The organism is Paenibacillus humicola (genome assembly GCF_028826105.1).
Lineage (GTDB): Bacteria > Bacillota > Bacilli > Paenibacillales > Paenibacillaceae > Paenibacillus_Z > Paenibacillus_Z humicola.
Genome location: NZ_JAQGPL010000001.1, coordinates 402304 through 426352, shown reverse-complemented (window position 1 = coordinate 426352; position 24049 = coordinate 402304). Strand labels below are relative to the sequence as shown.

Below are 24049 nucleotides of genomic sequence, written 5' to 3'. Positions count from 1 at the left end.
TCAAGCTAGCGATTTTGGCCAATATCATCATAGCATCCGGTTTACATATTTTTCAATCGTAATTGAAATCGGGCTTGCAATACGTGTATTAAGTGATATAATACACTTAAGTCAACAACAGCAGGCTGCATTATCTCAGCGAAAATGCTTAGCTTATGCTTTCGATGCTGCATTTTCCTATAGAAATGCCGATGCTGCATTTCCTCAGGGAAAATGCTTAGCTTATGCTTTCGATGCTGCATTTCCTCAGGGAAAATGCTTAGCTTATGCTTTCGATGCTGCATTTTCCTATAGAAATGCCGATGCTGCATTTCTACGGGAAAATGCTTAGCTTATGCTTTCGATGCTGCATTTTCCTATAGAAATGCCGATGCTGCATTTCTAAGGGAAAATGCTTAGGAGGAACGCCTATGGATGAGCAGCGGGTCAGCGGCCTGCGCTTCCGGATCGATTTCAGTCAGCCGCTGTATGAGCAAATTCTCGATCAAGTGCGAAGTTCCATCGCGAAAGGAGAGATCGCATTGGGAGACAAAATGCCTTCGGTGCGCGAGCTTGCGCAAGAGCTGCGGATGAACCCGAATACGGTCATGCGCGCTTATCAAGAGCTCGAACGGGACGGACTGACGGAGAAACGCCGGGGACAGGGCACGTACGTGACTTCCTCTCCGGAGCGCGTGCACACGTTTCGGACGGAGCTCGCCGCCAAATATATCGATGCCTTTGAATCGCAAATGGCCGGTCTCGGCCTGAACTGGGACGACGTGGAAAGCTATGTTCGCCGCAAGCGCGAAGGACGGAAAGGAGGCGAGCCGAAATGACCGAACCGATCATCGTGTGCGACCGGGTGACGAAACGCTACGGGCGAAAAACCGCGCTCGATTCGCTCACGGTCGCGATTCCCGCCGGACGGATCGTCGGAGTGCTCGGTCCGAACGGCTGCGGCAAATCGAGCCTGTTCCGCACCGTTGCGGGGCTGACGAAACCGGACTCCGGCCGGGTCGAGGTTTTGGGACGCTCTCCCGGCTGGCAGGCAAACGGCGGTATCGCCTACCTGCCCGACCGCGCGCGCTGGTATCCGAACCAGACGGCGATGAAGGCGTTCGAATGGGGGCAGGCGTTCCTGCCCGGCTTCGACCTCAAGACGGCGCTGCGGTTCGCCGAATTGATGGAAGTCGAGCCGGACATGAAATTCGGCGGCATGAGCCGCGGCGAGGAAGCGCGGGTGCTGCTTATTCTGTGCATGGCGCGCGAGGTGCCGCTCATCCTGCTGGATGAGCCGTTTGCCGGCATCGACATCATGTCCCGGGAATCGATCGTCGCCGGGATGATCGACCTGATCGAAGCGCGGAACCAATCGATGCTGATCAGCACACACGATATTCACGAGGTCGAGGGCATGTTCGACTACACCGTCATGCTTGACAAGGGCCGAGCCGCCTGGGCGGGCGATACCGAAGAGCTGCGGGCCGAGTACGGCTCCCTGCATAACGTGTTCCGGACGATGTACAAAAAGGAGTGGGCGCCATGAACGGGCAACCGGCTGGGTTCAAATCGCTGGTCAGGCACGAGGCGGCATGGAAAAGCACCTGGAGGAAGCGGGAGAACGTCGTGGTCACGGAAAAGTGGCGCTTCATCTACGCCGCGCTCCTCCTCCTTGCGGGCCTCTGCGCCGCGACCTATTTCGCCTTCCGTTCCCAGCTCAACATGAACGTAATCTGGTTCGCGACGATGGGCATTCCGTATGTAACCGCCTTTTTCGGAGTCGGTATCGTCCGTCGGGAGATCGAGAATAACACGCACGGCTGGTGGCTTACGCTGCCGTACCCGCGGCTGACGCTGATCGGCGCCAAATGGGCGGCGGCCATCCTGCAGGCGCTTGCCGTTTTCGCCGCCCTGTTTGCCGCGGGGTTTCTGTATACGAGCGCGATTGCGATCGCCCTGCCGTCCTATACCTTTGCGGATGTGGCGAATTTCATGACCGTAGGCTTCAACTGGCTCGGTCTGATCGCCGGCTTCAGTCCGTTCGCCATTGCGCTCGGCCTGCTTTCCTCCAGCCTGCAAATCACCATGTGGCGGCCGCTGGCGCCGATCGTCTGGACCGTATTATTCCTGGCATGCAGCACCTATTATTGGGGGTTCAACGCCTTTTTTCCGGCCCAAAATATTTTCACGCAGTTTACGGCGGAACGGGTCGTCTTCTTCCCGTTTCCCTGGACGGTGCCCGTCTGTATGGCGGCCAGCTGGGTCGCGGGCTATCTGATCGTTCGTTTAACCGCTCTGCTGCTGGATACGAAACTGGATCTTTAATGGGATCAACCCTTAAGGAGGTAAACGTGTTATGGCAACCATAATGCCAAAATTGCCGGTCTCCGGACGCTCTGCCGCATCCGCTTCCGGCGAAATGCTGCTCGAAGTGTCGCGGCTGCGCAAAACGTACGGAAAGAAGCAGGCGCTGCATGACGTCACCTTTTCGCTGAAGGCCGGAACATCGCTCGGTTTTCTCGGCCCGAACGGGGCCGGCAAATCGACAACGATGAAAATTTTGACCGGCATCGTAAATGCGGACAGCGGCAGCGTGCGGCTGATGGGCAAGGACGTAACGGGCGATATGGACACCGTCGCCAAATATATCGGCTATGTGCCGCAGGAAATTACGCTGTACGAGAAGCTGAGCGCCTACGACAATCTGCTGTTTTTCGGGGAATCGTACGGTGTCCGCGGCACCGAGCTGCGGCTGCGGATCGACGAGGTGCTGGAGAAAACAGGCCTGAAGGACCGCGCGCGGGACGAGGTGCAGACGTTCTCCGGCGGCATGAAGCGGCGCATTAACATCGCGGCGGCGCTGCTGCACCGGCCGAAGCTGCTTATTCTCGACGAGCCGACGGTCGGTATCGATCCGCAGTCAAGGAACCATATTTTCGAGCTGATTCGCGAGCTGAACCGGAGCGGTGTCACGATTATTTATTCGACGCACTATATGGAAGAGGTCGAGACGCTCTGCGACGAGGTCGCGATTATGGACGGCGGCACGGTGAAAGCCAGGGGACCGCTCGGCGAACTGCTGGAGACCTACGGCCGCAAGGCGATTTACATGGAAGCGGCGGGCATGACGGAGGCTCCCCGGGACCCGGACGTAAGCAAAGCGGTGAAGGAAGGAGCCGGCTGGCTGCTCGAAACGGAGCACGTCGGCGACGTCATGCAGCGCTTGCTGCAGTTGGCCGTCAACCGGCGGTGGGAAGTCAAGCAGCTCGAGATCGTACGGCCGTCGCTGGAGAGCGTTTTCCTCACCGTGACCGGAACCGCGCTGAGAGATTAAGGAGGCGAATAACTTGCGAGCAATCATTATGAAAGAACTGAAGCTGATCCGCAAGGATAAACGAAGCTTCATCTTCCTGCTGCTGATGCCGGCGATCTTTATCGTCATGTTCGGCACGATCGCAAACAGCGGCTCGGGCGATTCCTCTTCGATCTCGCTTCACGTCATCGACCAGGAGCAGTCCGCGGCTTCGAAGGCGTTCGTGAAGCAGATGGGCGGGATTATGGACGTCAAGGCCGATGCGCCGGATAGTTTGAACGACCAAATCGGCAAAATCAAAAAAGGCCAGCTTTCCGCCGTGCTCGTCATTCCGCAAGGCTTCGAGGCCGGAATGAAGCAGGGCAAGCAGACTGAAATCCAGCTTTATCAGGATCCTTCGGCGCAGATGCAGCTCGCTCCGATCAACGCGATATTGAACGCTATTTCGGGGCAGTACCGGGACCAGAAGCTGCAGAGCACGCTCATGGCGATGGGCCAGACGAAGGAGCAAGCCGCCGCGGCGCTCGCTTCGCCGATCGCCGTCAAGCCGGTGGCGACCACGTCGGACCATTTTAACTACCTGGACCTGGTCGTGCCCGGGATGACGGTCATGTTCGTCTTCTTCATTATGATCACGATGACCCGCCGCTTCTTCGACGAGAAGAAGACCGGCCTGCTGTCGAGAATCCGCAGTACGAATATTAAGCCCATGGACTATTTGATCGGCATGTGGATTCCCTTCCTGCTGACGATCATCGCGCAGTGCGCCGTATTGTTCGCCTTCGGCCATTTCCTGTACCACCTGAAGCTGGGCGATCTGTCTGCGCTCGCCTTTATCGTGCTCGGCCTCGCCATTGCCGGATCGGGCATGGGACTCGGCCTGTCGTTTATCGTACCGGGCGAGAGCGCGGCCATGGTCATTACACAGATCATCTCGACGGGCGGCGCTTTCGTCGGCGGGCTGTGGACGCCTTCTTATATGATGCCGCAGATCGTCCAAAATATCGGCCACTTTACGCCGCAGTTCTGGGCGCAGCGCTCGCTCACCGACATCATCTCGCACGGCGCCCATATCGGAGACGTGCTCCTTCCATTCGCCGTACTGGTTCTGTTCGGCCTGGCAGGCATCACGGTCGCCTTCTTCCGGCTGCCGGGCTTCCTGCGCTCGGCCGCAAACTGAATTAAACCGCCGGCGCCCTTCACTCTGCCGACAGGCAAAACGAAGGGCGCCGTTTAGGTTTATCGGTACGGAAATCCGTGGCAATGATGAAGGCGGCCCTCAGTCCAGCCAGCCGTTCTTTTCCGCGATGACGATCGCGTCGATGCGGTTTTTCGCTTCCAGCTTCTGAATCGCTTCGGACAAATAATTGCGCACCGTCCCGGCGGACAAATACAGCTTCTTCGCGATATCGCCGGCGGACAGCCCTTCCCGCGCCAGCTTCAGCACCTCGCGCTCCCGCTCGCTGAGCGGATTCTCCGCTTCCCAGAACGTCATCGCCAGCTCGGGGCTGACCGCCCGGCCGCCGCGGGCGACGCTGCGCAGCGCTTCGCCGAGCTCGTCGATCGGCGAATCCTTGAGCAGAAAGCCTTTCACCCCCGCGCGAATCGCCCGCTGAAAATAACCGGCCCGCGAGAACGTCGTCAGAATGACGACCTTGCACGGATGCCCCAGCTCCTTCAGCTTCTCGGCTACGTCCAGACCGGACATGAGCGGCATTTCGATGTCCATTACGCAAATGTCCGGCCCGTTCGTGCAAATCATCTGCAGCGCCTGCTCGCCGTTCTCGGCCTGACCGATCACTTCAATATCGTCTTCGAGATCGAGCAGCGCGCTGAGCGCGCCGCGCAGCATCCCCTGATCCTCCGCTACAATGACCTTCACGCCGACCCTCCTTCGTATTGACCCGCATCAATCGGGAACACCCGCTTTCGACAGATGCTCGAATGGCGGCAGATTTCAAAATCGGTTCATGACGAAGCCGATCTCGACACCCGCGGCACCGCAAATACGACGCGCGTTCCTTCGTCTGCTCCGGATTCGAACCTCACCTCGCCTTCCACCAGCTTCAACCGCTCGCGCATGCCCTTCAGCCCGCTGCCTCCCGTGAGGGCTTCGATCTGCTTTGCGTTCATCCCGCGCCCGTTGTCGGAGACGGCGAGCATCAGTGTCGAGCCCTCCTCGCCGCGCTCCACGACGCAGGCGCTCGCCCTGCTGTGCTTGACCACGTTGGTGACCGACTCACGCAGGCACATGCCGAGGATGTTATCGACAATCGGCTGGACGGCCGGCTCGCCGAAGCGGCCCCGCACCTCCAGCTTGATGTTCGCAGCGGCAAGAATTTGCTTCGCATGCGTTATTTCGTCTTCGACCGTCGCCGTGTTCATGCCGGACACGAGCTCGCGCACCTGCCGCAGCGCGGCGCGCGAAGTCGCCTGAATGTCCCGCACCTCCTGCGCGGCGCGCTCCGGGTTTTTCGCAATCAGCTTCTCGGCCAGCTCGCTCTTCAGCGTTATGAGCGACAGCGTATGGCCGAGGGTATCGTGCAGGTCCCGCGAGATGCGCTGCCGTTCCTCGTTCTTCGACAGCCGCGCGATTTCCTCGTTGGCCAGATCGAGCTTCTCCCGCAGCTCCACCGCCCGCCTTCCCAGCCGGAACGCGACCGGCATCACGAGAACGAGGAAGACGGCGACCAGCACCTGGATCACATCGCTTTCCTGGAGGCCGCTCCAATAATACGTAAGCGTGAACACCAGCAGCGCGGCCAAAAACGCATAGGAGACAGCCGTTTTTCGTATGGACGGCATCATGCCGATAATGGGCGCGGGGTAAAAACACATATAGAAGAAATTGATGTCGTACCTGAAGACGAAATACGTAATAATGGCCATCTGAGCCAATGTGAGCTCAAACCGCCCGCGGATGTTTCGAAAGCTGTACACATACATGAAGATAAAGACGGCCGACAGGGCCAGACCGGCGATCATTTCGCCTGTCGGCCGCTGAAGCAGCGTCTGGACCGGATAGGCCATATAAATCAGCCATACGATCGAAAAAACCATAGGCGGCCGGCGAGCCGGCCGCGCAACCGATGTGCTCATGAATCAAACCGCTTCCTGTTTTCGAATAATATAGGAAGATAATATCATACAAACGGCCACATACGCACATAGAATCAGAATACCCTGCCACGGAATCGAACCGCCGGCTATGAGGCTCCAGGCGCCTTGGCCCAGCCGGTAGGTCGGCAGCGCTTTGGCGATATCCTGCAGCGTATGGGACATCGTCGTAGTCGGCATCCACAGCCCGCCGAGCAGGGAGAGCCCGATATACACGATCGTCGAAACAACCTGCACCACGTCGGTGTTGCGGATCGTGCCGATCAACGAGCCGAGTGCCATAAATGCGAAGCCTCCGATCCAGATCCAAAGGCCGCATTCGATCCAAACGCCGGCCGGCAGGCTGATGCCCTTGGCGGCCGCCCCCATGATAAACATCAGCGTAATGGAGCAGAAGTTCAGGATGCCCTGCGCGACCAGCTTGGAGACGACGAATGCCCAGGACGGCAGCGGCGTAATCCGCAGCAGACGCGTCCAGCCCTGCGAGCGTTCCCTGGAAAGCTTCATGGAAAGCGACGTAATGCCGGAGCCGATCACGCCGTACGCGGTCATCGACATCAGATAATACGCGCTCCAGTCGACTCCGCCGATTTTGGTACTGGCCGGAACCGTGCTGGTGAAAATAAAGTAGAAGATGATCGGCATCAGCACCGAGAAAAGGACGAACCGCCTGTTGCGTATCGTGCGGAGCAGCTCCGCTTTGCATTGACCGACAACCGATTTCCAAATCGAACCGTTCATTTGAATTCCATCTCCTTATCGAATGTTTATTCTTTCGCGCTGCCGACGAGCGACTGAAACGCTTCTTCCAGTCCGCCGCTCTGGATTTCGATGTCCTTCATCTCGACCCGCCGCCCGATCAGCTCCGCGATCAGACGGTCCGTATCACCGCTGTACAGCTTCACCCGCCGCCCGTTCCATTCGACGTCCCGAACGCCCGGTACGGAGTGAAGCTTCTCCGTCGTCAACGTGGCTCCGGCCGTGAACGAGATGATCCGGCCCGTCGTTTCCGCCTTGATCTGGCTCGGCGTGCCGTCGGCCACCAGCCGGCCGTTGTTGATGACGACGACCCGATCCGCGATGCTGTCCGCTTCCTCCAAATAATGCGTCGTCAAAATAATCGTCCGGCCCCGCGTCGCCATTGCCCGCACCGTGTCCCAGAACAGCTGGCGGCTCGTCACGTCCATGCCGACCGTCGGCTCGTCGAGGAACAGCACCTCCGGATCGCCGGCCGCCGCCAGCGCAAAGCCGAGCCGGCGCTGCTGGCCTCCGGACAGAGACGAAGCGATTTTATCCTTCTCGTCCTCGAGTCCCGAGATGCGCAGCAGCTGTTCGAGCGGCATCGGGTTGTCGTAGAAGCTGCGAAACAACCGGATCGTCTCCGACACCTTCAGATTGTCGATGACGCTTACCTCCTGCAGCATAGCCCCGATCCGGCTCCGGATACCGCGGTCGCCCGGGGCTCCTCCAAGCAGCTTCACCTCGCCGGATGTCGGCTGCTGCAGGCCGAGAATCATCGAGACCGTCGTCGTTTTGCCTGCTCCGTTCGGCCCGAGCAGCGCGACGACGGAGCCTTCCTCCACCGTCAGCGACAAATCGTCCACGGCCTTCTTGCCTTTGTACACCTTCGTGACATGCCTCAGTTCAATTGCGGCTTTCATTTGCATGCAGCTCCTTTTCGATTCGTTCATCGTGTATTCGCGGCGCCGTCGCCGGTTGTGTTCGATGAATCCATCGTACCGGATTTCAAAAGCCCCTTGTATTCACGATTAACATCTCTTTCGCATGACAAATAAAAGGCCGCGGGGTGACAAATGTCATACGGCTTGCTTTCTGTCGGACAAACGTGTATAATAATGCTTTATATGTAGTGTAACCCCTGGTTTTTCCGCGATGTACCTATGGATTTGCTCCGTCCGTTAACCACATTCCTTTTGAACGACGACCCGAATGGAAGGAACACGGATTCACACTGGCGCGGTCGAGGAACCGCAAGGACGATTGAGAGGTTAGGGCTTTCGTTGTTTTCGTGCATGTGAGAATCGCACTGAAACCGTGCGTTACGCTTCTATACGGCAGGCCGCATCCGTGCGGCCGCCGATACAAAATGGGGCCGATCCGGCGCAGAATGACTCTGCGGCGGGCCGGCCCCGATCCAATTTCGGCGGCTTGCATCTTTAGTCCGTCCCTGTTTTTTAGACCCCTTTCGACAAAATGAAATTTTTTTCGGCAACCGGGCTCAGTTGGAAATGGCTGTCACTGTTTTCTCCATTTCTTGTGCTATAATCCACCTAAAGACGAACAAACGGGTGAGAGATATGATCCTAAAGGATGGACGCGATATAGGCCGCCTCGAATCATTTTTCGAGCTTTCCTCGGAGCTGATGGCCATTGCGGACTGGAACGGCCTCGTGCTGCAGGCAAACGGCGCCTTCTCCCGGACGCTGGGAACGGACGGACCTGCCCGCGGAGGCCGGCTGGCCGATTATATCCGGCAGGAAGAGCAGCAAGCTTTCCGCCTCGCCTGGGACCGGGCCCTCGCCGGCGGAGCTCCGGCGGCCGTGACGGCCGGCTGTGCCGCGGCCTCCGGGGCCTTCGTCCCGGTCGAGTGGCGTTTTGCCCCGGATCCCGGCAAGCGGATCGTTTACGCCATCGGCAAAGCCGTCCACGGTCTGCCGGCTCCGCCGGTTCATACCGCCGATCCCGGTAATAATGCGCCATTCAGTCTCAGCTGGATTCCCGATTGCTTCGGGATATTTGCGCCGATTCCCGGAGAGGACGGCGTCCCTTCCGATTTTCGCGTCGAATTTCTGAACGAAGCCGCCTGCGCCGACCTCGGCATCGGCAGGGACGCCTTTGCCGCAAGCAGCTTCCTGACCCTTTTCCCGGGCGTCACGAGCGAAATGTGGGACACCCTTCTGCAGGCGGCCGCCGAAGGGCGAACGCTGAAGATCGACAAGCTCAATTATACGGACCGGCGTCACAATGGCTTTTTCGAGGTGGTCCTGCACGGCTTTGGCGGCGGCTTTGCCGTCTCTTGGCGCAATACGACCCATGAGAAAGAAACCGAAGAGCGCCTCGCCGCTTCCAACCGCAAATTTTCGATCGCCTTCCATAATGCGCCGACGATCAATTTTATCGCGGCGGCCCGCGACGGGCGCATTATCGAGGCGAACCGCCATTTTCTGAATCTCGCCATGGACGGCAGCTCCTTCTCGGTCGCGGGCCCTGTCCATCATTTCGGCATGTGGCTGACACCGGACAGGATGAAAACGCTTTTTGAGGAGATCGCCCGGCACGGCGCGGTTCATAACCGGGAGATGCCGTACCGCAAAAAAACCGGCGGGCTTTGCTACGGGCTGCTGTCGGGCGAGAAGGTCACCATCGACGACGAGGACTGCATTTTGTTCATCATGAAGGACATTACGGAGATGAAGGAGAACGAGAAGCGGCTCCTGCTGATGGATAAATATCATATGCTCGGCTCCATGGCCGCCAGTATCGCCCACGAGGTCCGCAACCCGATGACGACGGTGAAGGGCTTCCTGCAGCTGTTCATGAAGGGCAGCGAGATGAACAAGCACCGCAGCCGGTTCGAACTGATGCTGAACGAGCTGGAGCGTGCGAATTCGATTATCACGGAATATTTGGCGATCGCGGGCAGCAAAATGGAAAGCAAAGAGCTGCATGACCTGAACGACATCATCTCCTATATGCGTCCGCTGCTTGAAGCGGATACGCTGAAGCACAGGACAGAGCTCGCGATCGAATACGGAAAAATCCGGCCGCTGCTGCTGAACGAGAAGGAGATCCGTCAGCTGCTGCTCAACTTGTGCCGCAACGCCATTGAAGCGATGACAAGCGGCGGCATGCTGACGATCCGTACTTATATGGAGGACGCGGAGGTCGTACTGGAGGTTTCCGATCAGGGCAGCGGCATCGACAGCGCGCTGCTGGACGATATTTTCACCCCGTTCTTCACGACGAAGGAAACGGGCACCGGTCTCGGCCTCCCTGTATGCCGCAGCATCGCGGAGAGCCACGGGGGCTCCATCCGCGTCAAGACGGGGCCGGACGGCACCACGTTCACCATCGCCTTTCACCCGCAGCCGGACGGGGTTATTTCGGCCGAATGAGGCCATGACGGCGGCCATCCTGTCCGGCGTTTTGCAGCGGAACGCTCCGGCGCGGGAGGACGGCTAGAAAAAAATCGCCCTCCGCCCCGCTCCGTTCAGAGCAGGGGCAAAGGGCGATTTTGCATTTCGGCGCCGCCGGGCGACGCCCGCGGTTTTCACATCACACGCCTGCTTTGCTGTAATGATCGATGCTGTACCGAATGCTGCGCTCAAGCGGCGAATAGTCCGCCGGATTGGCCCGGTTCAGATTCATCGGCTCCTTCAGCGGCGTCGTCCGGTTGCACATAAAACGGGGAATGCGCAGATGGTTCTGCGAACGCGCATGGAACAGGAACGGGTGGCACAGCATCACATCGCCCGGCCTGCCCATCGTTTCGACGACGCGCAGCTCGAAGCCGGCCGGATCGCGGTACGCGTTATTCATGAACTTCTCGACGCGGTTCTCGCCCGATGCGGGAGCGGCGCCGGTCAATTCGGCCAGCCACGGATGCGCTTCCACCGATTTGCGGATCGCATCCTTATGCGGCAGCCCGTCCGGATATTCATTCAGAACATTGGCGACTATATGGTGCGTCCCTTCCGCAACCAGGGTACCGCCGCCCTGCGGCTTGATGTTGGAGAAGAGCGGGATGCACAGGAGCCCCTGCTCCCGGCTGTTGACGCGGTGATGGAAATGAGAGCCGTCATAGTGCCAGCCCGTCGTCGGCACGTCCCACGGGATATCCGAGCCTTCGGCAAAGTTGACCGGCCACCAGCCCCACATGACCATAAACCCTTTCAGTGCCCAGCGGTCAAGGCCGATCAAATCTTCGATCGCATCCTGAAAGCGCTGCGTATTGCACCGGTTGAATTCCTCCGAAGCATAGTTTTCCTTAATATGAACAAGCGGCTGCGTCCAGGTCGACGGGTCGTCTTTCCGGATATTCCGCAAACTCAGCTGTCTCCAAACGAAATCCTGCGCCGCCAGGGCGTCTTCCTCGGCAAAAGCCTGCTCGAGCTTCACCCACCCGCGTTCGATGAAATGCTCCACCTGCGCATCCGTCAATACCTTGTATGCCATTTCAATCCCTCCTGAAAAATGATCGATATCACCCCGAGTGCGATGCGTCGCACTCCATATAATGCGCTTACATGATTGCTGCTGCGGGAACGAGCTGGTCATTCTAGTTATACAATACCAGCATTTCCGGGGAATGCCTATATCATTTTTTTGATGCGGGCCGACCGGCCGCCGGTCTCCCCGTCTTCCCGGAAGACGAGGAAAATCCCCGTAAAGCGGCGGGACGCGCTTTCTTTACGGGGAAATGAATCATGCGACGATTACTGGTGCACTTTTACAGGCTCGAATGCGATGGGCAGGCTTCTCACCCCGTGAAGGATGAAGCCGCCGCTGGGCTCCAGTGTGCCGGGAATCCGCGTGAAACTGCCGATACGGGACAGCAGCGTCTCCCAGGCCGCTTTCCCTTCCAACCGGGCCAGCGGCGCCCCTAAGCAAAAATGAATGCCGTACCCGAATGCGATATGCGGGTTCGGGCTGCGAGTGACATCGAACCGGTCGGGCGCTTCGAATTTGGTTTCATCCCGGTTCGCTGAGCCGATCCAGGCGATAATCCGCTGCCCCTTCTCGATCCGGCGCCCATCCATGTCAATATCCCGGTTCGCGATCCGGAAGAAGAGCTGAACCGGAGACGAGTAACGCAGAACCTCCTCGATTGCCGATGGAATCAAATCCGGCTTCGCATAGAGCTTATTCAGCTCATCCGGAAAATCGGTCAGGCAGAGCATCGAATTGCCGAGGAGATTGATCGTGGTGACGTGCCCGGCCAGCAGCAGCAGCGTGCAGAACGACAGAATTTGCTCCTCCGTCAGCTTCTCGCCGCCGATTTCCGCCTGAATCAGGCTGGAAATCAGATCGTCCTTCGGATCCCGTTTTCGCTGCGCGATGATGCCCCGGAAATAATCGTCCATTTCCGCCTGTACCCGCTCGCGCCGCTCTTTGTTCGCCTCGGCGTCGACGAACGGATTGTCCGTGAACCGGAGCAATTCATCCGCCCAGCTTCTGAATTGATCGCGGTCCTGCGTCGGCACGCCCAGCATTTCGGCAATGACGATGATCGGAAGCGGCGATGCAAAGTCGCGGATAAAATCCATCTCGCCCTTGTCGATCACCTGATCCAACAAATCGTTCGCAATTTGGGCGATTCTTGGTTCCATATTGGCGACGGCGCGGGGCGTAAAGGCCTTCGTCAGCAAATCCCGCGAGTGCTTGTGCTCCGGCGGATCCATGCTGATTAACGATTTGCGCCGTCCGACGGTTTCCGAAGAATCGAATTTGGTGAAATCCGACGAGAAACGGTCGTGATCGCTCAATACGGTGCGGACATCGTCATAACGGAATACTGCCCAAAGCTTCGCTTTCGGATCGTAAGCAATCGGGTTTTCATCCCTCATTCGACGGTAAAAGGAATAGGGGGTCAAATACTCCTTCTCATCCGGAAATATTGTCGCTTCCATGCGCCTCACTCCTTACTAAGGGTTTAATCCAATCCCATTATGCACCATCTCTTGATGTTCCTGGTTCCAGTGTACCACTGCCCGCCGACCGTGTCATGCGTTTTATCCGCGATTGCTCACCAGTCCTCGGTGCGAGAGAATGAGACGCTCCGGTTCGCTCCGCCGGTCATGCGTCCACTCTCCGCGTATGCATTTGGCATATGTATAGCTAATGGAGAATTCATCCCAAGGAGTGTCCGATCATGAGGTGTTCCGTCAGGAAGCACGCCGCGCGCCGCAATCGAAGCCGTAAACGTCCGGAGCGCGAACCCGGAAGCAAATGCCGGGCGAAACGGAAAAAATCAAGCCGTATCCGCAAAAAGAGGCGCATACCCGCTTGTACGAGGCTCCGGGTTGTATGCCGGCGCGTTCGCGTCTTTCCGGCATCGGTTACGAGGGCGAAAAGGGTGAAGAAACGGGGGCCGGCCGTAACGCGGGGCTTTGCAGGCTCGCAGGGTGAGCCTGGACGGCCGGGCGCTCAGGGACCTCAAGCCGTTCCGGGCCTTCAGGGGCCGCAGGGCGTACCCGGCGAACGCGGCCCGCAAGGGGCGCAGGGCGAGCAGGGGCCTCAAGGCACGCCGGGGAGCGTCGTAATCCCGGACGTTACCGTCATTCCGACCGTGAACCGCTACTTCAACACCCCGGAAACCGACCTTGATCTGACGGTGCCGGTTACGATTCCCGCCAACCAGTTTACCGGCGATGAAGGCCAGCCGATTACCGAATTTGCCGGCACGGGTCCGGGCAGCTTCGGCACGCTCTATATTAACGGCATCGTGCAGCCGGGCGGCTCGTACGATATTTTTCCGGCAGGCCTTTCCTTTCCGCAGCAAAGCGGAGTTATTTATGCCGGGACGCCGCTGATCGTCGAAACGGTGCAGCTGACCGCCGTATTATCTTCCTGACCATTTGGCGGAACAGCCCTCACCTCCATTCTTTCAGCAGCATGTAATAGAATAGAAGGAGGTGAGAGATTATGCCGATCGTAACGCCATATCAAAACAGCAGGAGATTTACTTCCACATTCGGGGCAGGTACGGGGACAGGCGCGACCTTTGCGATTGCCGCGACAGCGTTTACGGATGACACCGGCGCGGCTGCAACGGCATTTCCGGCTGTATTCAATTATTATAATCTGTATATTAACGGACTGATGCAGACGGCCGATACCTCCTCCGTTACGACCACAGCCGTCACGATCCCAGGCGGCGACGCCCTGGATGGCGGAACTCCGATTGTCGTCCAGTTTGTCGTCTCGTAAAGCTTCCCGGCCGGATTTGTCCGCGAGGTGCCTTGGCGGTCAGGAGTAAGCAGGACAGGCCTTTAAAACGGCCGAAGACGGCTTTTGTCGGCGGACCGTCTTGAAACCGGTGTCTGAACGTCCATCCCGAGACTCGAATCGTAGAGAGCTGTCGGGCTGTCCCAAAAGGGAATAAGGCAGGCCGAAGAACAACACAAAAAGACGCTTCCTGCACCGCCCTGCAAGCGGAGCCGGAAGTGTCTTTTTGCATGCAAATATCTTCATGATGCCCGGGATCGAAGCCTGAAAAACCAGCTTTTGGACAGCCCCTTCGATCATCGATTCGAATTCAGGCTTTCGGCTCCAGCAAGGCGGCGATCCGGCGTTCGAATTTCAGCGGCGCGGTCGCGGGCGAGAACCGTTTAACGGCCTCGCCGTCCCGGCTGACGAGAAACTTTGTAAAATTCCATTTAATCGACGAGCCGAGGAAACCCGACGTCCGTTTCCTCAAATAAGCGAACAGCGGGTCCGTATTCGGGCCGTTGACGTCGATTTTCGCGAACAGCGGGAATGTCACGCCGAAATCGAGCCGGCATGCCTGTTCCACCTGCTCACTGCCGCCCGGCTCCTGATTTGCAAATTGATTGCACGGAAAGCCGAGCACCGCAAAGCCCTGCTCCCGGTAGCGCTCGTACAGCTCCTGCAGCTGATGGAATTGCGGCGCAAAGCCGCATTTCGTTGCCGTGTTGACAATAAGCAGCACCTGTCCGCGATAGTCGGCAAGCGGCTGCTCTCCGCCGCGGACCGTCCGCGCGCTGAAATCGTATACGTTCATCGTTATTCCTCCTCGTCATGCTTCAGGCTTGCCGGCTCCGGGAATACAACCAGCTTGCCCTTCGTCTGGACGGCGACCATCCCGTCCGCCGAAAGGGTCGGGCCGAAAACGCGGCCATACGTCTGGATTTGCGCGACGGCTTTGCCTGCGATCAGATCGACGGCGATCAGCCTGCCGTCCGTCTGCGCGACGTACATGCCGCGGCCGATCAGATCGAAGCGGGCGATCGGGTTCGAGATGCCATCCGTATACCAGACCGGCCCTTTATTGATCAGCTTGACGCCGTAGATGCCCTGAACGCTTGCGAAGAGGAGCCGACCCTCCTGCGGGCCGGCCGCGTAGACCGCATCGGGCGCCGGCGACAGGTAGGCGTCGCGCGCCTCGTCGTCCGGCTTGCCGTCGGCCGGATAGCCGTAAACCTTTGAACCGGCTGCGATATAGACCCGGCCGCCGCTGATCCACGCTTTGCCCGGCGAATAATATTCCACCTGGCTCAAATCGACATGCTCCGGATTATATACCGTCGTCTTGATCGTCTTGCCCGTTGCGATCTCGATCGTGTCGAGCGTCGTCAGCATCCCTTTATCGAGTATATCCTGCTGCCGCTGCACGATAACGGTGTCATCCGACGCCGCGATCGGGAAGCCTTCGTCCGCCGCCTCCCATATTTCCTTGCCGGTAACCGCATCGAACGCATGCAGCACCTCGTACGTATACGCGCCCGATTCCTCGCTCGACGCAAATACCCTTCCGCCCGCGGTCAGCAGAGGTCCCGGCAGCTGGCCGTCGTAGCCGTCCCGCCAAAGAAGACCGCCGTCCGACAGCCGGTACGCCTGGATGTCGCCGTTTAACGCCAGCAGCCGGCCGTCCTCGACATAGAGCCGGGTCGCCCCCTTGCTCGGCGTGCCGGTCGCCCACAGCTTTTTGCCGCTGTCCGCATCCGCAGCGAACAGCACGCCGGATTCCGAGCTTGTATAAACGACGCCGTCCTCGTACAGGATCGGAGCCTTCAGCTTCGCGCCGAAGGTCCACAGCCTCTGTCCGGTCTGCGGCTCCAGCGCGAGCAGCCTGCCGCCCCGAATGACGAACAGCTTGCCGGACCCGGCGGCGGCGACGCCCTGCTCCATCAGCTCGTCATGCTTGTCCATCGCCGCCGACCAGTGCGTCTTTACCGGCGGCACGATGACAGAGGGCTCCCGGTTCATTCCGATGTACGAGGTATGCAGGTCGATGTCGGCGAAAGCCGTCGTCCCTTCCCCGCCGGGCGGCAGAGCCGCGAAAGCCGCGACAGCCAAGGCCGCCGCGGCGATTTTGTTCTTCAACCGTTTGAAATCCGCCATCTCCCGAGCACCCGCCTTTACAGGTTCTATATCCTATTAAGACGCAGCAGGTTCGACTTTGTTCCGTTTTTTTGTTCAAGAGTTTGCATAAAGCGGGGCGATTCGCACGGCGCACACCTTGAAGCCGGGCATGCGGCAGGTCGGATCGAGCGCCGGGTTCGTCAGCGCGTTGACGTTTTGGATGCCGCCCCAGTGCATCGGCACGAATACCGTATCCTCGCGGATGTCGTCCCGGACGCGGGCGCGGACGACGATTTCGCCCCGGCGGGACGTTACCCGCGCAAGCGCGCCGTCCTCGATGCCGAAGCTGCGCGCCGCCCGCGGATGAATTTCGACGAAGGATTCGATGTCGCGCGCCGCGAGCGACGGGCTCCGCCTCGTCTGAACGCCCGTCAAATAATGATTCAGCACGCGCCCGGTCGTCAAATACAGCGGGAACCGCCCGTCCGTCCGCTCATCGGGAAAATGGTTCTCCACCGGGACGAACTCTGCTCTGCCGTCCGGATGAGCGAACGACGTTTCGAACAAACGTCCGGTTCCGGCGCCGCGCTCATCCGGGCACGGCCAGTAGACGCCTTCCTCCCGGCGCAGGCGATCGTAGGTGATGCCGTAATAATCGGCGATTCCCCCGCGGCTGGCGAGTCGGAGCTCTTCGAAGACGTCCTCCGCCGACGTATAGGCAAAATACCGCCCGCGCCCGAGCCGCTCCGCGATCCCGGCCAGGATGCGCCAATCGTCGAGCGCTACGCCCGGCGCCGGCCGACTTGCCTCGCGCAGCAGCACGCGCCCTTCCAGGTTGGTCATTGTCCCGGTATTTTCCAAATAGGCCGAGGCGGGGAGCACAAGATCGGCCATCTGCGCCGTCTCCGACATCAGCATGTCGGCGACGACGAGAAAGTCGAGCTTCTCCAGCCCGTCGCGCACGAAGTTCGCGTTCGGATTCGAGACGATCGGGTTCGAGCTCATGACCAGCATGCCGCGAATCTCGCCCGCATGCACCTTCTGCATCATCTCGTACGCCGATACGCCCTTGCCCGGAAGCTCGTCCGGGTCGACGCCCCAGACGCCCGCCACGAAGGCCCGGTCAGCCGGGTTCTCGATCAGCCGGTAGCCCGGGAGCTGATCGGCCTTCTGCCCGTGCTCGCGGCCGCCCTGGCCGTTGCCCTGGCCGGTTATCGCACCGTAGCCGGAGCCCGGCTTGCCGATTTTGCCCGTCATGAGCGCAAGGTTGATCATGCTGCGGACCGCCATGTAGCCGTCCGTCTGCTGCTCGACGCCGCGCGCCGTGAACACCATGCCCGTCGGCGCTTTGCCGAAGGCGATTGCCGCCTTGCGGATTTGCTCCGCCGGGACGCCCGCCATCGCGGCGATTTCGTCCAGATCGAGCCGGTGCAGGTGGGCCTTCAGCCCGTCGAAGCCCTTCGTTCGCGCGGCGATAAACGCCTCGTCGGTCAGGCCCTCCTCGAGAATAACCTTCTGCAGCCCGTTTGCCAGCGCCGCATCCATGCCCGGCCGGACCTGCAGGTGCAGATCGGCCATCGCCGTCGTGCCGGTCGACCTCGGGTCGATCGCGATGATAAACGCGCCGTTTTCCTTCGCGCGCGTAAAATACGGCATCAGCGTCGGCTGGCACTCGGCAATATTCGTCCCGGCCAAGATGATGCATTTGGCCAGCGGGATGTCGGACAGCGGGTTCGTCAGCCCCCTGTCGATGCCAAACGCCTTGCTGCCGCCAGAAGCGGCGGCCGACATGCAGAAACGGCCGTTATAGTCGATATATTTGGTCTGCAGGGCGACGCGGGCGAATTTGCCGAGCAAATACGCCGATTCGTTCGTCAGCGAACCGCCGCCGTAGACGCCGATACTGTCGCTGCCGTGCGCGCTGCGCAGCGCTCCGAACCGGTCCGCGATCAACGCGAACGCTTCGTCCCACGATATCGGCACAAAATCGCCGCCGCGACGCGCCAGCGGCCGCACGAGCCGTTCCGCGTTCAGCGCATGCTGGTAGGCGTTCATGCCCTTTACGCACAGCCGGCCTTCGGACGCCGCATTCGGCTTCGGTTCGACCGTGTACGTATGGCGTCCCGCCCGCTCGTCCCACTGCTCCGTAATCCGCGCTTTGCACTGCACGCTGCAGAACGGGCACTGCGTATCCATCACGACCGGCAGCGCCGAATTTCCCGATGCTTCCATATGCGTATTCATTCCTCTCATCCGGCCGGCGCCGCCGCGAGCGGTTTCGCAGCCGTTCGGCCGGCTTCGCCGCGGGCCTCCGGCGCCGGGCGGCGTTCTTCCAAGCGCCGCAGCAGCGCGGACCGGACATGCCGGTCGAACAGCATCTCGCGCAGCTGCATGAGCCCGGTCCGTTCCACCCAATGTGCCGTCGTTTCGCCGTAATCCGCCTCGTTCGCGTACAGCTGGAGAAACGCGGCCGCCAGCTCCAGCGCAGCCTCGTCGTCCGGCTCCGTGCCGAGCAGCACGCCCGGCTTCAGCCGGCTTCCGCCGCTGCCGCCGACATAAATCTCCCAGCCGGCCGGCGAACCGGCCAGGCCGAGGTCCATCGCCAGCGTGCCGGCGCGGTGGAGCGGGCTGCCCGAGACGCCGGCGCTGACGGCTGCCGGCAGCCGCAGCCCGGCTAGGCGGCGCTCCAACAGCCCGCCGAGCCGAACCGAATCGCGCAGGGCGCTCCGCTCGTACCCCGCCCCGGCGCAAGTGGCGACGGCCGGCGCGGGATACCCCCAGGACGCTCCGGCGATCTCATCCGCCGGAAGCCCGAACGCGGCGCATACCGCCGCCGCAGCGGCCGCATCGAGGCCGGACAGCTCCAGCCGGCCGCCGGGGCTCAGCTTGACGCGCGGAATGCCGTGCGTGTCGATGGCATCGGCGATGCGGCGCAGCTGCTCCGCGTTCGTGAGCCCGCCGTACATGCGCGGCGTAAGCGTAACTGCTGCGCCGCTGTAGGCAGACGGCGATGCGCCTGCGCCGCTCCCGGCGGCATGCCCGGCCGCGCCGATATAATAGCTCAGCGCAGGCCGGCACACGGCGCAGCCCTCTGGCCGCTCCCAGCCAAGCGCGGCCATCGCTTCGCCGGGGGACGCGAAGCCGCCGAGGCGGATGTCCCGCTTCAGCTCGGCATGGCTGAGCCCGGTGCAGCCGCAAACCGTTTCCTTGGGCGCAGCGCCCGCGTCCGCATGAGACAGCGTGTAGTTCAAAATCGCCGTCACAAGCGGCTTGCAGCCCCCGCAGGAGCTGGACGCCTTCGTGCAGGCGCGCACCTCCTCGGCGGTTTTCAGGCCGCGCTCGCGGATCGCCGCCGCGATGACGCCCTTGCTCACGCCGTTGCATGCGCAGACCGTCTCCGCGTCCGGCATGGCGGCGGCTACGTCCGTGCCGCCCGCTTTTGCCGCCGCGCCGGACTCCTCGAGCACGGACACGTCGGCCTGCCGCTTGATATAGCCGAGCAGCCGCCCGCTGTCCGAGGTGTCGCCGTAGAGCACGGCGCCGACGATTCGGTCGTCCCGGACCGTAATTTTCTTGTACACGCCCTTCACGCCGTCGAACGTCTGGATCGAAGTCGTCACTTCCGCGTCGCGGATTTCGCCCGCCGAGAACAGATCGACGCCGGACACCTTCAGCTGCGAGGCCAAAATCGAGCCTTCGTACGGCTTCGTCGCCGTCCCGCAAAGGCGCGCCGCCAGCACCTTGCCCTGCTCGTACAGCGGCGCCACCATGCCGTACACCATGCCGCGGTGCTCCGCGCATTCGCCGACCGCGTACACGTCCGGCACGCTCGTCTCCATATAATCGTTCACGACGATCGCACGGTGAACGTCCATTCCGCTTTCGGCGGCCAGCCTCACGTTCGGCCGGATGCCGACGGCGACGACGACCAGATCGGCTTCGATGCTCGAGCCGTCCGTGAACAGCAGCCCTTCGGCCCGCTTCCGGCCGAGAATGCGCTCGGTCTGCTTCGCCAGCAGAAACTTCATGCCCTGCCGCTCCAGCTCCCGCTTCAGAAGACCCGCCGCCGTTTCGTCCAGCTGCCGGTTCATCAGGTAGCGGACATTATGCACGACATGCACGTCCATGCCGAGATTGAGCAGGCCGCGCGCCGCCTCCAATCCGAGCAGGCCGCCGCCGATGACGGCCGCTTTCCGGTACGTTTTGGACGCTTCCATCATCGCGGTGCAGTCCGCAATGTCGCGGAAAGCTCTCACGCCGGGCTTGTCGGCCCCGGGCAGCGGCAGCATGAAGGGAAGCGATCCGGTTGCGACGATCAGCTTGTCGTAATTCACGATACGGCCGCTTTCGCCGATGACGCGGCGGCGGTTCGTATCGATCCGGACGACGGGATCGCCCGCATACAGCTCGATTCCGTTCGTTTTATACCAGTCCCAGTCGTTGATCGTAATCTCGCGCACGTCCGTATCGCCCTGCAGCACCTTGGACAGCAGGATCCGGTTGTAATTGGGATGCGGTTCGCCGCCGAAAATCGTCGTCTCGAACCGGTCCGGAGCAAGCTTCATAATTTCTTCCACACATCTGACGCCCGCCATTCCGTTCCCGACGACAACCAGCTTCTGTTTCGTCATAGGCTTCGATTCCTCCGTCTCCCCGGCCGGATGCCCGGCCGCCGCCGATCCGCCTTCGCCTTAAATCAGCTTCGCTTCCTCCGTCTGGGGCGCCAGCGGCATGAACGTGCCGCTTAATTCCTTCTGGTCGATAATTTCTTTCCAAGGGTCTTTCATGAGCCCGAGCGTCTTGTTGATCCGTTCGTTCAGCGCCGCGCGGTCTTCCGCTTTCGCGAGCGCCGTCTTGACGGCGTCCAGGCCGACCCGCTCAACCCATTCGGACGTCCGCTCGCCGTATTTTCCCGTTTCACGGTAATGCTGCAGATAAGCGCCCGCCCATGCCAGCACTTCCTCTTCCGTCTTTACCCGGCACAGCACATCGGTGGCGCGCAGCTTCGTGCCGCCGTTGCCTCCGACGTGCAGCTCCCAGCCGCCGTCGATCGCGACGACGCCGAAATCCTTGATCGTCGATTCGGCGCAGTTGCGCGGGCAGCCGGATACGGCCATTTTCACCTTCGCCGGCGTATTCAGCCGCTCGAAGCGCTTTTCCAGCTGGATGCCCATGCCGATCGAGTCCTGCGTGCCGAAGCGGCAGAACGTGGAGCCCACGCACGTCTTCACTGTGCGGAGCGCCTTGCCGTAGGCGTAGCCCGAAGGCATATCGAGGTCGGCCCACATACCCGGCAGGTCCTCCTTCTTCACGCCGAGCAGGTCAATCCGCTGACCGCCCGTCAGCTTGACGAGCGGCACGTCGTATTTGACCGCCACTTCGGCGATGCGCTGCAGGTCCTTCGGCGTCGTCACGCCGCCGTACATCCGGGGAACGACGGAGTAGGTGCCGTCCTTCTGGATATTGGCGTGGTTGCGCTCGTTGACAAAGCGCGACTCCCGCTCCTCCCCGTGCTCCTCCGGCCATACCATGCCGAGGTAATAGTTGAGCGCCGGGCGGCATTTCGAGCAGCCCTCGGGGTTCGACCAGCCGAGCACGTGCATGACTTCCCTCGACGAGGTGAGGCGCATCGAGCGAATCGCTTCGACCACTTCGTCGCGCCCGAGCTCGGTGCAGCCGCAGATGCCTTCCTTCACCGACTTCACGGCGTCCTCGCCGAGCACGTACGCAAGCACGTCGGCCACGAGCGGCTTGCAGCCGCCGCAGGAGCCGGACGCCTTCGTACATGCTTTAATGTCGTTCACGCTTGTGCAGCCCTTTTCCTTGATCGCGCCGACGATCGCCGCTTTGGAGACGCCGTTGCAGCCGCAGACGATTTCGTCGTCCGGCATCGAGGCGACCAAATCGGCCGCCGCGGCCGCCGCGCCGCCGATCGAGCCGCCGAGCAGAGTCTCCTGCTCCTTGCCCGTTAAGTCCTCGCCGGTGCGGATCATTTTGAACAGCCTTGCGCCGTCCGCGATATCGCCGAACAGAACGGCGCCGGCGATTTTGCCGTCCTTGATCACGATTTTTTTGTAAATGCCCTTAAATTCGTCCTGCAGCCGCACCGAACGGGTATCGACGCTGTCCTTATACGTGCCGGCGGAGAACACGTCGACGCCGGACACCTTCAGCTTCGTGGACACGATCGAGCCGTGGTAGCCGTCCGATTCGAGGCCGGCAAGCCGCTTGGCGATCACCGCCCCCTGCTCGTAAAGCGGGGCGACGAGTCCATATGCAATGCCGCGATGCTCCGCGCATTCGCCGACGGCGTACACGTTCGGCAGATTCGTCTCCATATAATCGTTCACGACGATGCCGCGGTTGATTTCAATGCCGCTGTTTTTGGCGAGCGCGATATTCGGGCGGATGCCGACCGCCATGACGACCAGATCGGCCTCAACGGCCGAGCCGTCATCAAACCTGACACCGGCAACCCGTTTCTTCCCGAGAATTTGCTCGGTGTTCTTCGAAAGCAGAAACTTCATGCCCTGGCTCTGCAGCTCGCGCTGCAGCATGATCGACGCCGTCGGATCGAGCTGGCGCTCCATCAAATATTCGTGCTTGTGCACCACCGTGACGTCCATGCTCAAATTGAGCAGACCGCGGGCCGCTTCGAGACCGAGCAGGCCGCCGCCGATGACGACTGCCTTGCGGTACGTTTTGGACGTCTCGATCATCGCCTCGCAGTCCTTGATATCGCGGAACGCGATGACGCCTTCCTTGTTCGCGCCCGGCAGCGGCAGCATGAATGGCAGCGAGCCCGTCGCCACGATCAGCTCGTCGTAAGGCACCACGATGCCGCCGTCCGTATGAACCAGCCTGCGCTGGGAATCGACCAACGTGACCGTCTGCGAAGTATGCAGCGTAATGTGATTGTCCTCGTACCAGGACCAGTCGTTAATGACGATATCGTTCATGTCCGCGTCGCCCGCGAGGACCGAGGACAGCATAATCCGGTTATAGTTAGGGTGCGGCTCGCTTCCGAAAATCGTGATCTCGTAGCGGTCCGGAGCCAGTTTGAGCAGCTGTTCGATGCAGTTGACGCCCGCCATCCCGTTGCCGACCAATACCAGTTTTTTCTTCATTGCTTTCACGCCCCTGAACTCGAGTTTTGTGCGGCATGTTACCTCACACATTTCAAGGCAGATCCGCTATTAAATTAACCGATGTGATGTTATCTGACATTGTATATCCAACTTTACCGCAATCGTTCGCATATTTCAATGGTTTTTACAATTAAAGTTTATTTATAGGCCACAAAAATTTCGCTTATTCGAACAATCGAACAATCTGCACATCTTAATGTTCGTCTAAATTGTGATGAAGCGCTTCCATTTAAGCTCCATTTCCCAACAAATTGGATTTTTTTCGCCTCTTCCCTGCCGATAAACACCGTACTTCTGACGTTCAAATGACTTCCAACAACAAAACGCCTGCAGAGATGATCCGCTTCAGCTTGCCTCCTTACCGGCACGGCGTCGCCCGAAGGAGCTTTGCTTGAGGCCGGCCGGGCATGCTGATCATCCCGCC

At 60.3% G+C, this 24049-nt stretch carries 19 protein-coding genes; 8 read left to right on the top strand and 11 right to left on the bottom strand.

Translation table 11 applies throughout. From position 1 onward, the window contains the following. The first annotated feature begins 410 nt into the window (after positions 1-410). From PD282_RS01965 to PD282_RS01945, 5 genes are read left to right on the top strand one after another with little or no spacing between them, the layout of a single operon-like run. Positions 411-818: a GntR family transcriptional regulator gene (locus PD282_RS01965; RefSeq protein WP_274648716.1), complete on the top strand. Its 408-nt coding sequence runs from the start codon at positions 411-413 to the stop codon at positions 816-818. Beyond that, entirely contained in the window at positions 815-1528 is a 714-nt protein-coding gene (locus PD282_RS01960) for an ATP-binding cassette domain-containing protein (RefSeq protein ID WP_274648715.1), read from the top strand. Before PD282_RS01965 ends, PD282_RS01960 begins: the two co-directional genes overlap by 4 nt. Continuing rightward, positions 1525-2307 carry an ABC transporter permease gene (locus tag PD282_RS01955; RefSeq protein WP_274648714.1) on the top strand — a complete coding sequence of 261 codons (783 nt, stop codon included), beginning with the start codon at positions 1525-1527 and terminating at the stop codon, positions 2305-2307. Before PD282_RS01960 ends, PD282_RS01955 begins: the two co-directional genes overlap by 4 nt. Positions 2308-2338: 31 nt before the next feature. Continuing rightward, a complete protein-coding gene (locus tag PD282_RS01950; protein WP_274648713.1) occupies positions 2339-3316 on the top strand; it encodes an ABC transporter ATP-binding protein in 978 nt (325 codons plus the stop codon). Between the two features lie 13 nt (positions 3317-3329). After that, positions 3330-4475: an ABC transporter permease gene (locus PD282_RS01945; RefSeq protein WP_274648712.1), complete on the top strand. Its 1146-nt coding sequence runs from the start codon at positions 3330-3332 to the stop codon at positions 4473-4475. Between the two features lie 99 nt (positions 4476-4574). On the opposite strand, the gene PD282_RS01940 is transcribed toward PD282_RS01945, so the two are convergent. From PD282_RS01940 to PD282_RS01925, 4 genes are all read right to left on the bottom strand, one after another. Further along, the gene (locus tag PD282_RS01940; protein ID WP_274648711.1) at positions 4575-5177 is read right to left on the bottom strand and encodes a response regulator transcription factor; all 603 of its coding nucleotides are present in this window, start codon (positions 5175-5177) and stop codon (positions 4575-4577) included. Between the two features lie 86 nt (positions 5178-5263). Next, positions 5264-6394 carry a sensor histidine kinase gene (locus tag PD282_RS01935; protein WP_274648710.1) on the bottom strand — a complete coding sequence of 377 codons (1131 nt, stop codon included), beginning with the start codon at positions 6392-6394 and terminating at the stop codon, positions 5264-5266. 3 nt (positions 6395-6397) lie between these two features. Continuing rightward, on the bottom strand, positions 6398-7153 hold the full coding sequence (locus tag PD282_RS01930; protein WP_274648709.1) for an ABC transporter permease: 756 nt from the start codon (positions 7151-7153) through the stop codon (positions 6398-6400). Between the two features lie 26 nt (positions 7154-7179). Continuing rightward, positions 7180-8073, bottom strand: a complete 894-nt coding sequence (locus tag PD282_RS01925) for an ABC transporter ATP-binding protein (RefSeq protein WP_274648708.1) — start codon at positions 8071-8073, stop codon at positions 7180-7182. Between the two features lie 657 nt (positions 8074-8730). Between PD282_RS01925 and PD282_RS01920 the strand changes: the two genes are divergently transcribed. Beyond that, positions 8731-10548 (top strand): ATP-binding protein, encoded by a 1818-nt coding sequence (locus PD282_RS01920; RefSeq protein ID WP_274648707.1) that lies wholly within the window; start codon positions 8731-8733, stop codon positions 10546-10548. A 160-nt stretch (positions 10549-10708) separates the two neighbouring features. On the opposite strand, the gene PD282_RS01915 is transcribed toward PD282_RS01920, so the two are convergent. After that, complete coding sequence (locus PD282_RS01915) at positions 10709-11608, bottom strand: phytanoyl-CoA dioxygenase family protein (protein WP_274648706.1); 900 nt, start codon at positions 11606-11608, stop codon at positions 10709-10711. A 260-nt stretch (positions 11609-11868) separates the two neighbouring features. Beyond that, complete coding sequence (locus PD282_RS01910) at positions 11869-13062, bottom strand: cytochrome P450 (RefSeq protein ID WP_274648705.1); 1194 nt, start codon at positions 13060-13062, stop codon at positions 11869-11871. 446 nt (positions 13063-13508) lie between these two features. Here PD282_RS01910 and PD282_RS01905 point away from each other — a divergent pair, with 446 nt between their 5' ends. Next, positions 13509-14006: a DUF4183 domain-containing protein gene (locus tag PD282_RS01905; protein WP_274648704.1), complete on the top strand. Its 498-nt coding sequence runs from the start codon at positions 13509-13511 to the stop codon at positions 14004-14006. A gap of 71 nt (positions 14007-14077) precedes the next feature. Continuing rightward, the gene (locus tag PD282_RS01900) at positions 14078-14362 is read left to right on the top strand and encodes a DUF4183 domain-containing protein (RefSeq protein ID WP_274648703.1); all 285 of its coding nucleotides are present in this window, start codon (positions 14078-14080) and stop codon (positions 14360-14362) included. Between the two features lie 328 nt (positions 14363-14690). Here PD282_RS01900 and PD282_RS01895 read toward each other — a convergent pair whose 3' ends face one another. The 5 genes from PD282_RS01895 to nirB (PD282_RS01875) form a co-directional block, all read right to left on the bottom strand. Further along, positions 14691-15176, bottom strand: a complete 486-nt coding sequence (locus PD282_RS01895; RefSeq protein WP_274648702.1) for a glutathione peroxidase — start codon at positions 15174-15176, stop codon at positions 14691-14693. Between the two features lie 2 nt (positions 15177-15178). Next, the gene (locus PD282_RS01890; protein ID WP_274648701.1) at positions 15179-16516 is read right to left on the bottom strand and encodes a PQQ-binding-like beta-propeller repeat protein; all 1338 of its coding nucleotides are present in this window, start codon (positions 16514-16516) and stop codon (positions 15179-15181) included. Between the two features lie 75 nt (positions 16517-16591). After that, on the bottom strand, positions 16592-18730 hold the full coding sequence (gene nasC, locus PD282_RS01885; RefSeq protein WP_274648700.1) for an assimilatory nitrate reductase catalytic subunit NasC: 2139 nt from the start codon (positions 18728-18730) through the stop codon (positions 16592-16594). Continuing rightward, the gene (nirB, locus tag PD282_RS01880; RefSeq protein WP_274648699.1) at positions 18727-21108 is read right to left on the bottom strand and encodes a nitrite reductase large subunit NirB; all 2382 of its coding nucleotides are present in this window, start codon (positions 21106-21108) and stop codon (positions 18727-18729) included. The genes nasC and nirB (PD282_RS01880) overlap by 4 nt, the downstream gene beginning before the upstream one ends. 60 nt (positions 21109-21168) lie before the next feature. Further along, positions 21169-23604 (bottom strand): nitrite reductase large subunit NirB, encoded by a 2436-nt coding sequence (nirB, locus tag PD282_RS01875; RefSeq protein WP_274648698.1) that lies wholly within the window; start codon positions 23602-23604, stop codon positions 21169-21171. Positions 23605-24049 lie beyond the last annotated feature (445 nt).

Coding starts and splice junctions, on each gene's coding strand:
- PD282_RS01920 (WP_274648707.1), top strand. CDS start 8,731: ATGATCCTAAAGGATGGACGCGATATAGGCCGCCTCGAATCATTTTTC.
- nirB (WP_274648698.1), bottom strand. CDS start 23,604: ATGAAGAAAAAACTGGTATTGGTCGGCAACGGGATGGCGGGCGTCAAC.
- PD282_RS01895 (WP_274648702.1), bottom strand. CDS start 15,176: ATGAACGTATACGATTTCAGCGCGCGGACGGTCCGCGGCGGAGAGCAG.
- PD282_RS01955 (WP_274648714.1), top strand. CDS start 1,525: ATGAACGGGCAACCGGCTGGGTTCAAATCGCTGGTCAGGCACGAGGCG.
- PD282_RS01910 (WP_274648705.1), bottom strand. CDS start 13,062: ATGGAAGCGACAATATTTCCGGATGAGAAGGAGTATTTGACCCCCTAT.
- nasC (WP_274648700.1), bottom strand. CDS start 18,730: ATGAGAGGAATGAATACGCATATGGAAGCATCGGGAAATTCGGCGCTG.
- PD282_RS01925 (WP_274648708.1), bottom strand. CDS start 8,073: ATGAAAGCCGCAATTGAACTGAGGCATGTCACGAAGGTGTACAAAGGC.
- PD282_RS01965 (WP_274648716.1), top strand. CDS start 411: ATGGATGAGCAGCGGGTCAGCGGCCTGCGCTTCCGGATCGATTTCAGT.
- PD282_RS01930 (WP_274648709.1), bottom strand. CDS start 7,153: ATGAACGGTTCGATTTGGAAATCGGTTGTCGGTCAATGCAAAGCGGAG.
- PD282_RS01960 (WP_274648715.1), top strand. CDS start 815: ATGACCGAACCGATCATCGTGTGCGACCGGGTGACGAAACGCTACGGG.
- PD282_RS01890 (WP_274648701.1), bottom strand. CDS start 16,516: ATGGCGGATTTCAAACGGTTGAAGAACAAAATCGCCGCGGCGGCCTTG.
- nirB (WP_274648699.1), bottom strand. CDS start 21,108: ATGACGAAACAGAAGCTGGTTGTCGTCGGGAACGGAATGGCGGGCGTC.
- PD282_RS01935 (WP_274648710.1), bottom strand. CDS start 6,394: ATGAGCACATCGGTTGCGCGGCCGGCTCGCCGGCCGCCTATGGTTTTT.
- PD282_RS01950 (WP_274648713.1), top strand. CDS start 2,339: ATGGCAACCATAATGCCAAAATTGCCGGTCTCCGGACGCTCTGCCGCA.
- PD282_RS01900 (WP_274648703.1), top strand. CDS start 14,078: ATGCCGATCGTAACGCCATATCAAAACAGCAGGAGATTTACTTCCACA.
- PD282_RS01915 (WP_274648706.1), bottom strand. CDS start 11,608: ATGGCATACAAGGTATTGACGGATGCGCAGGTGGAGCATTTCATCGAA.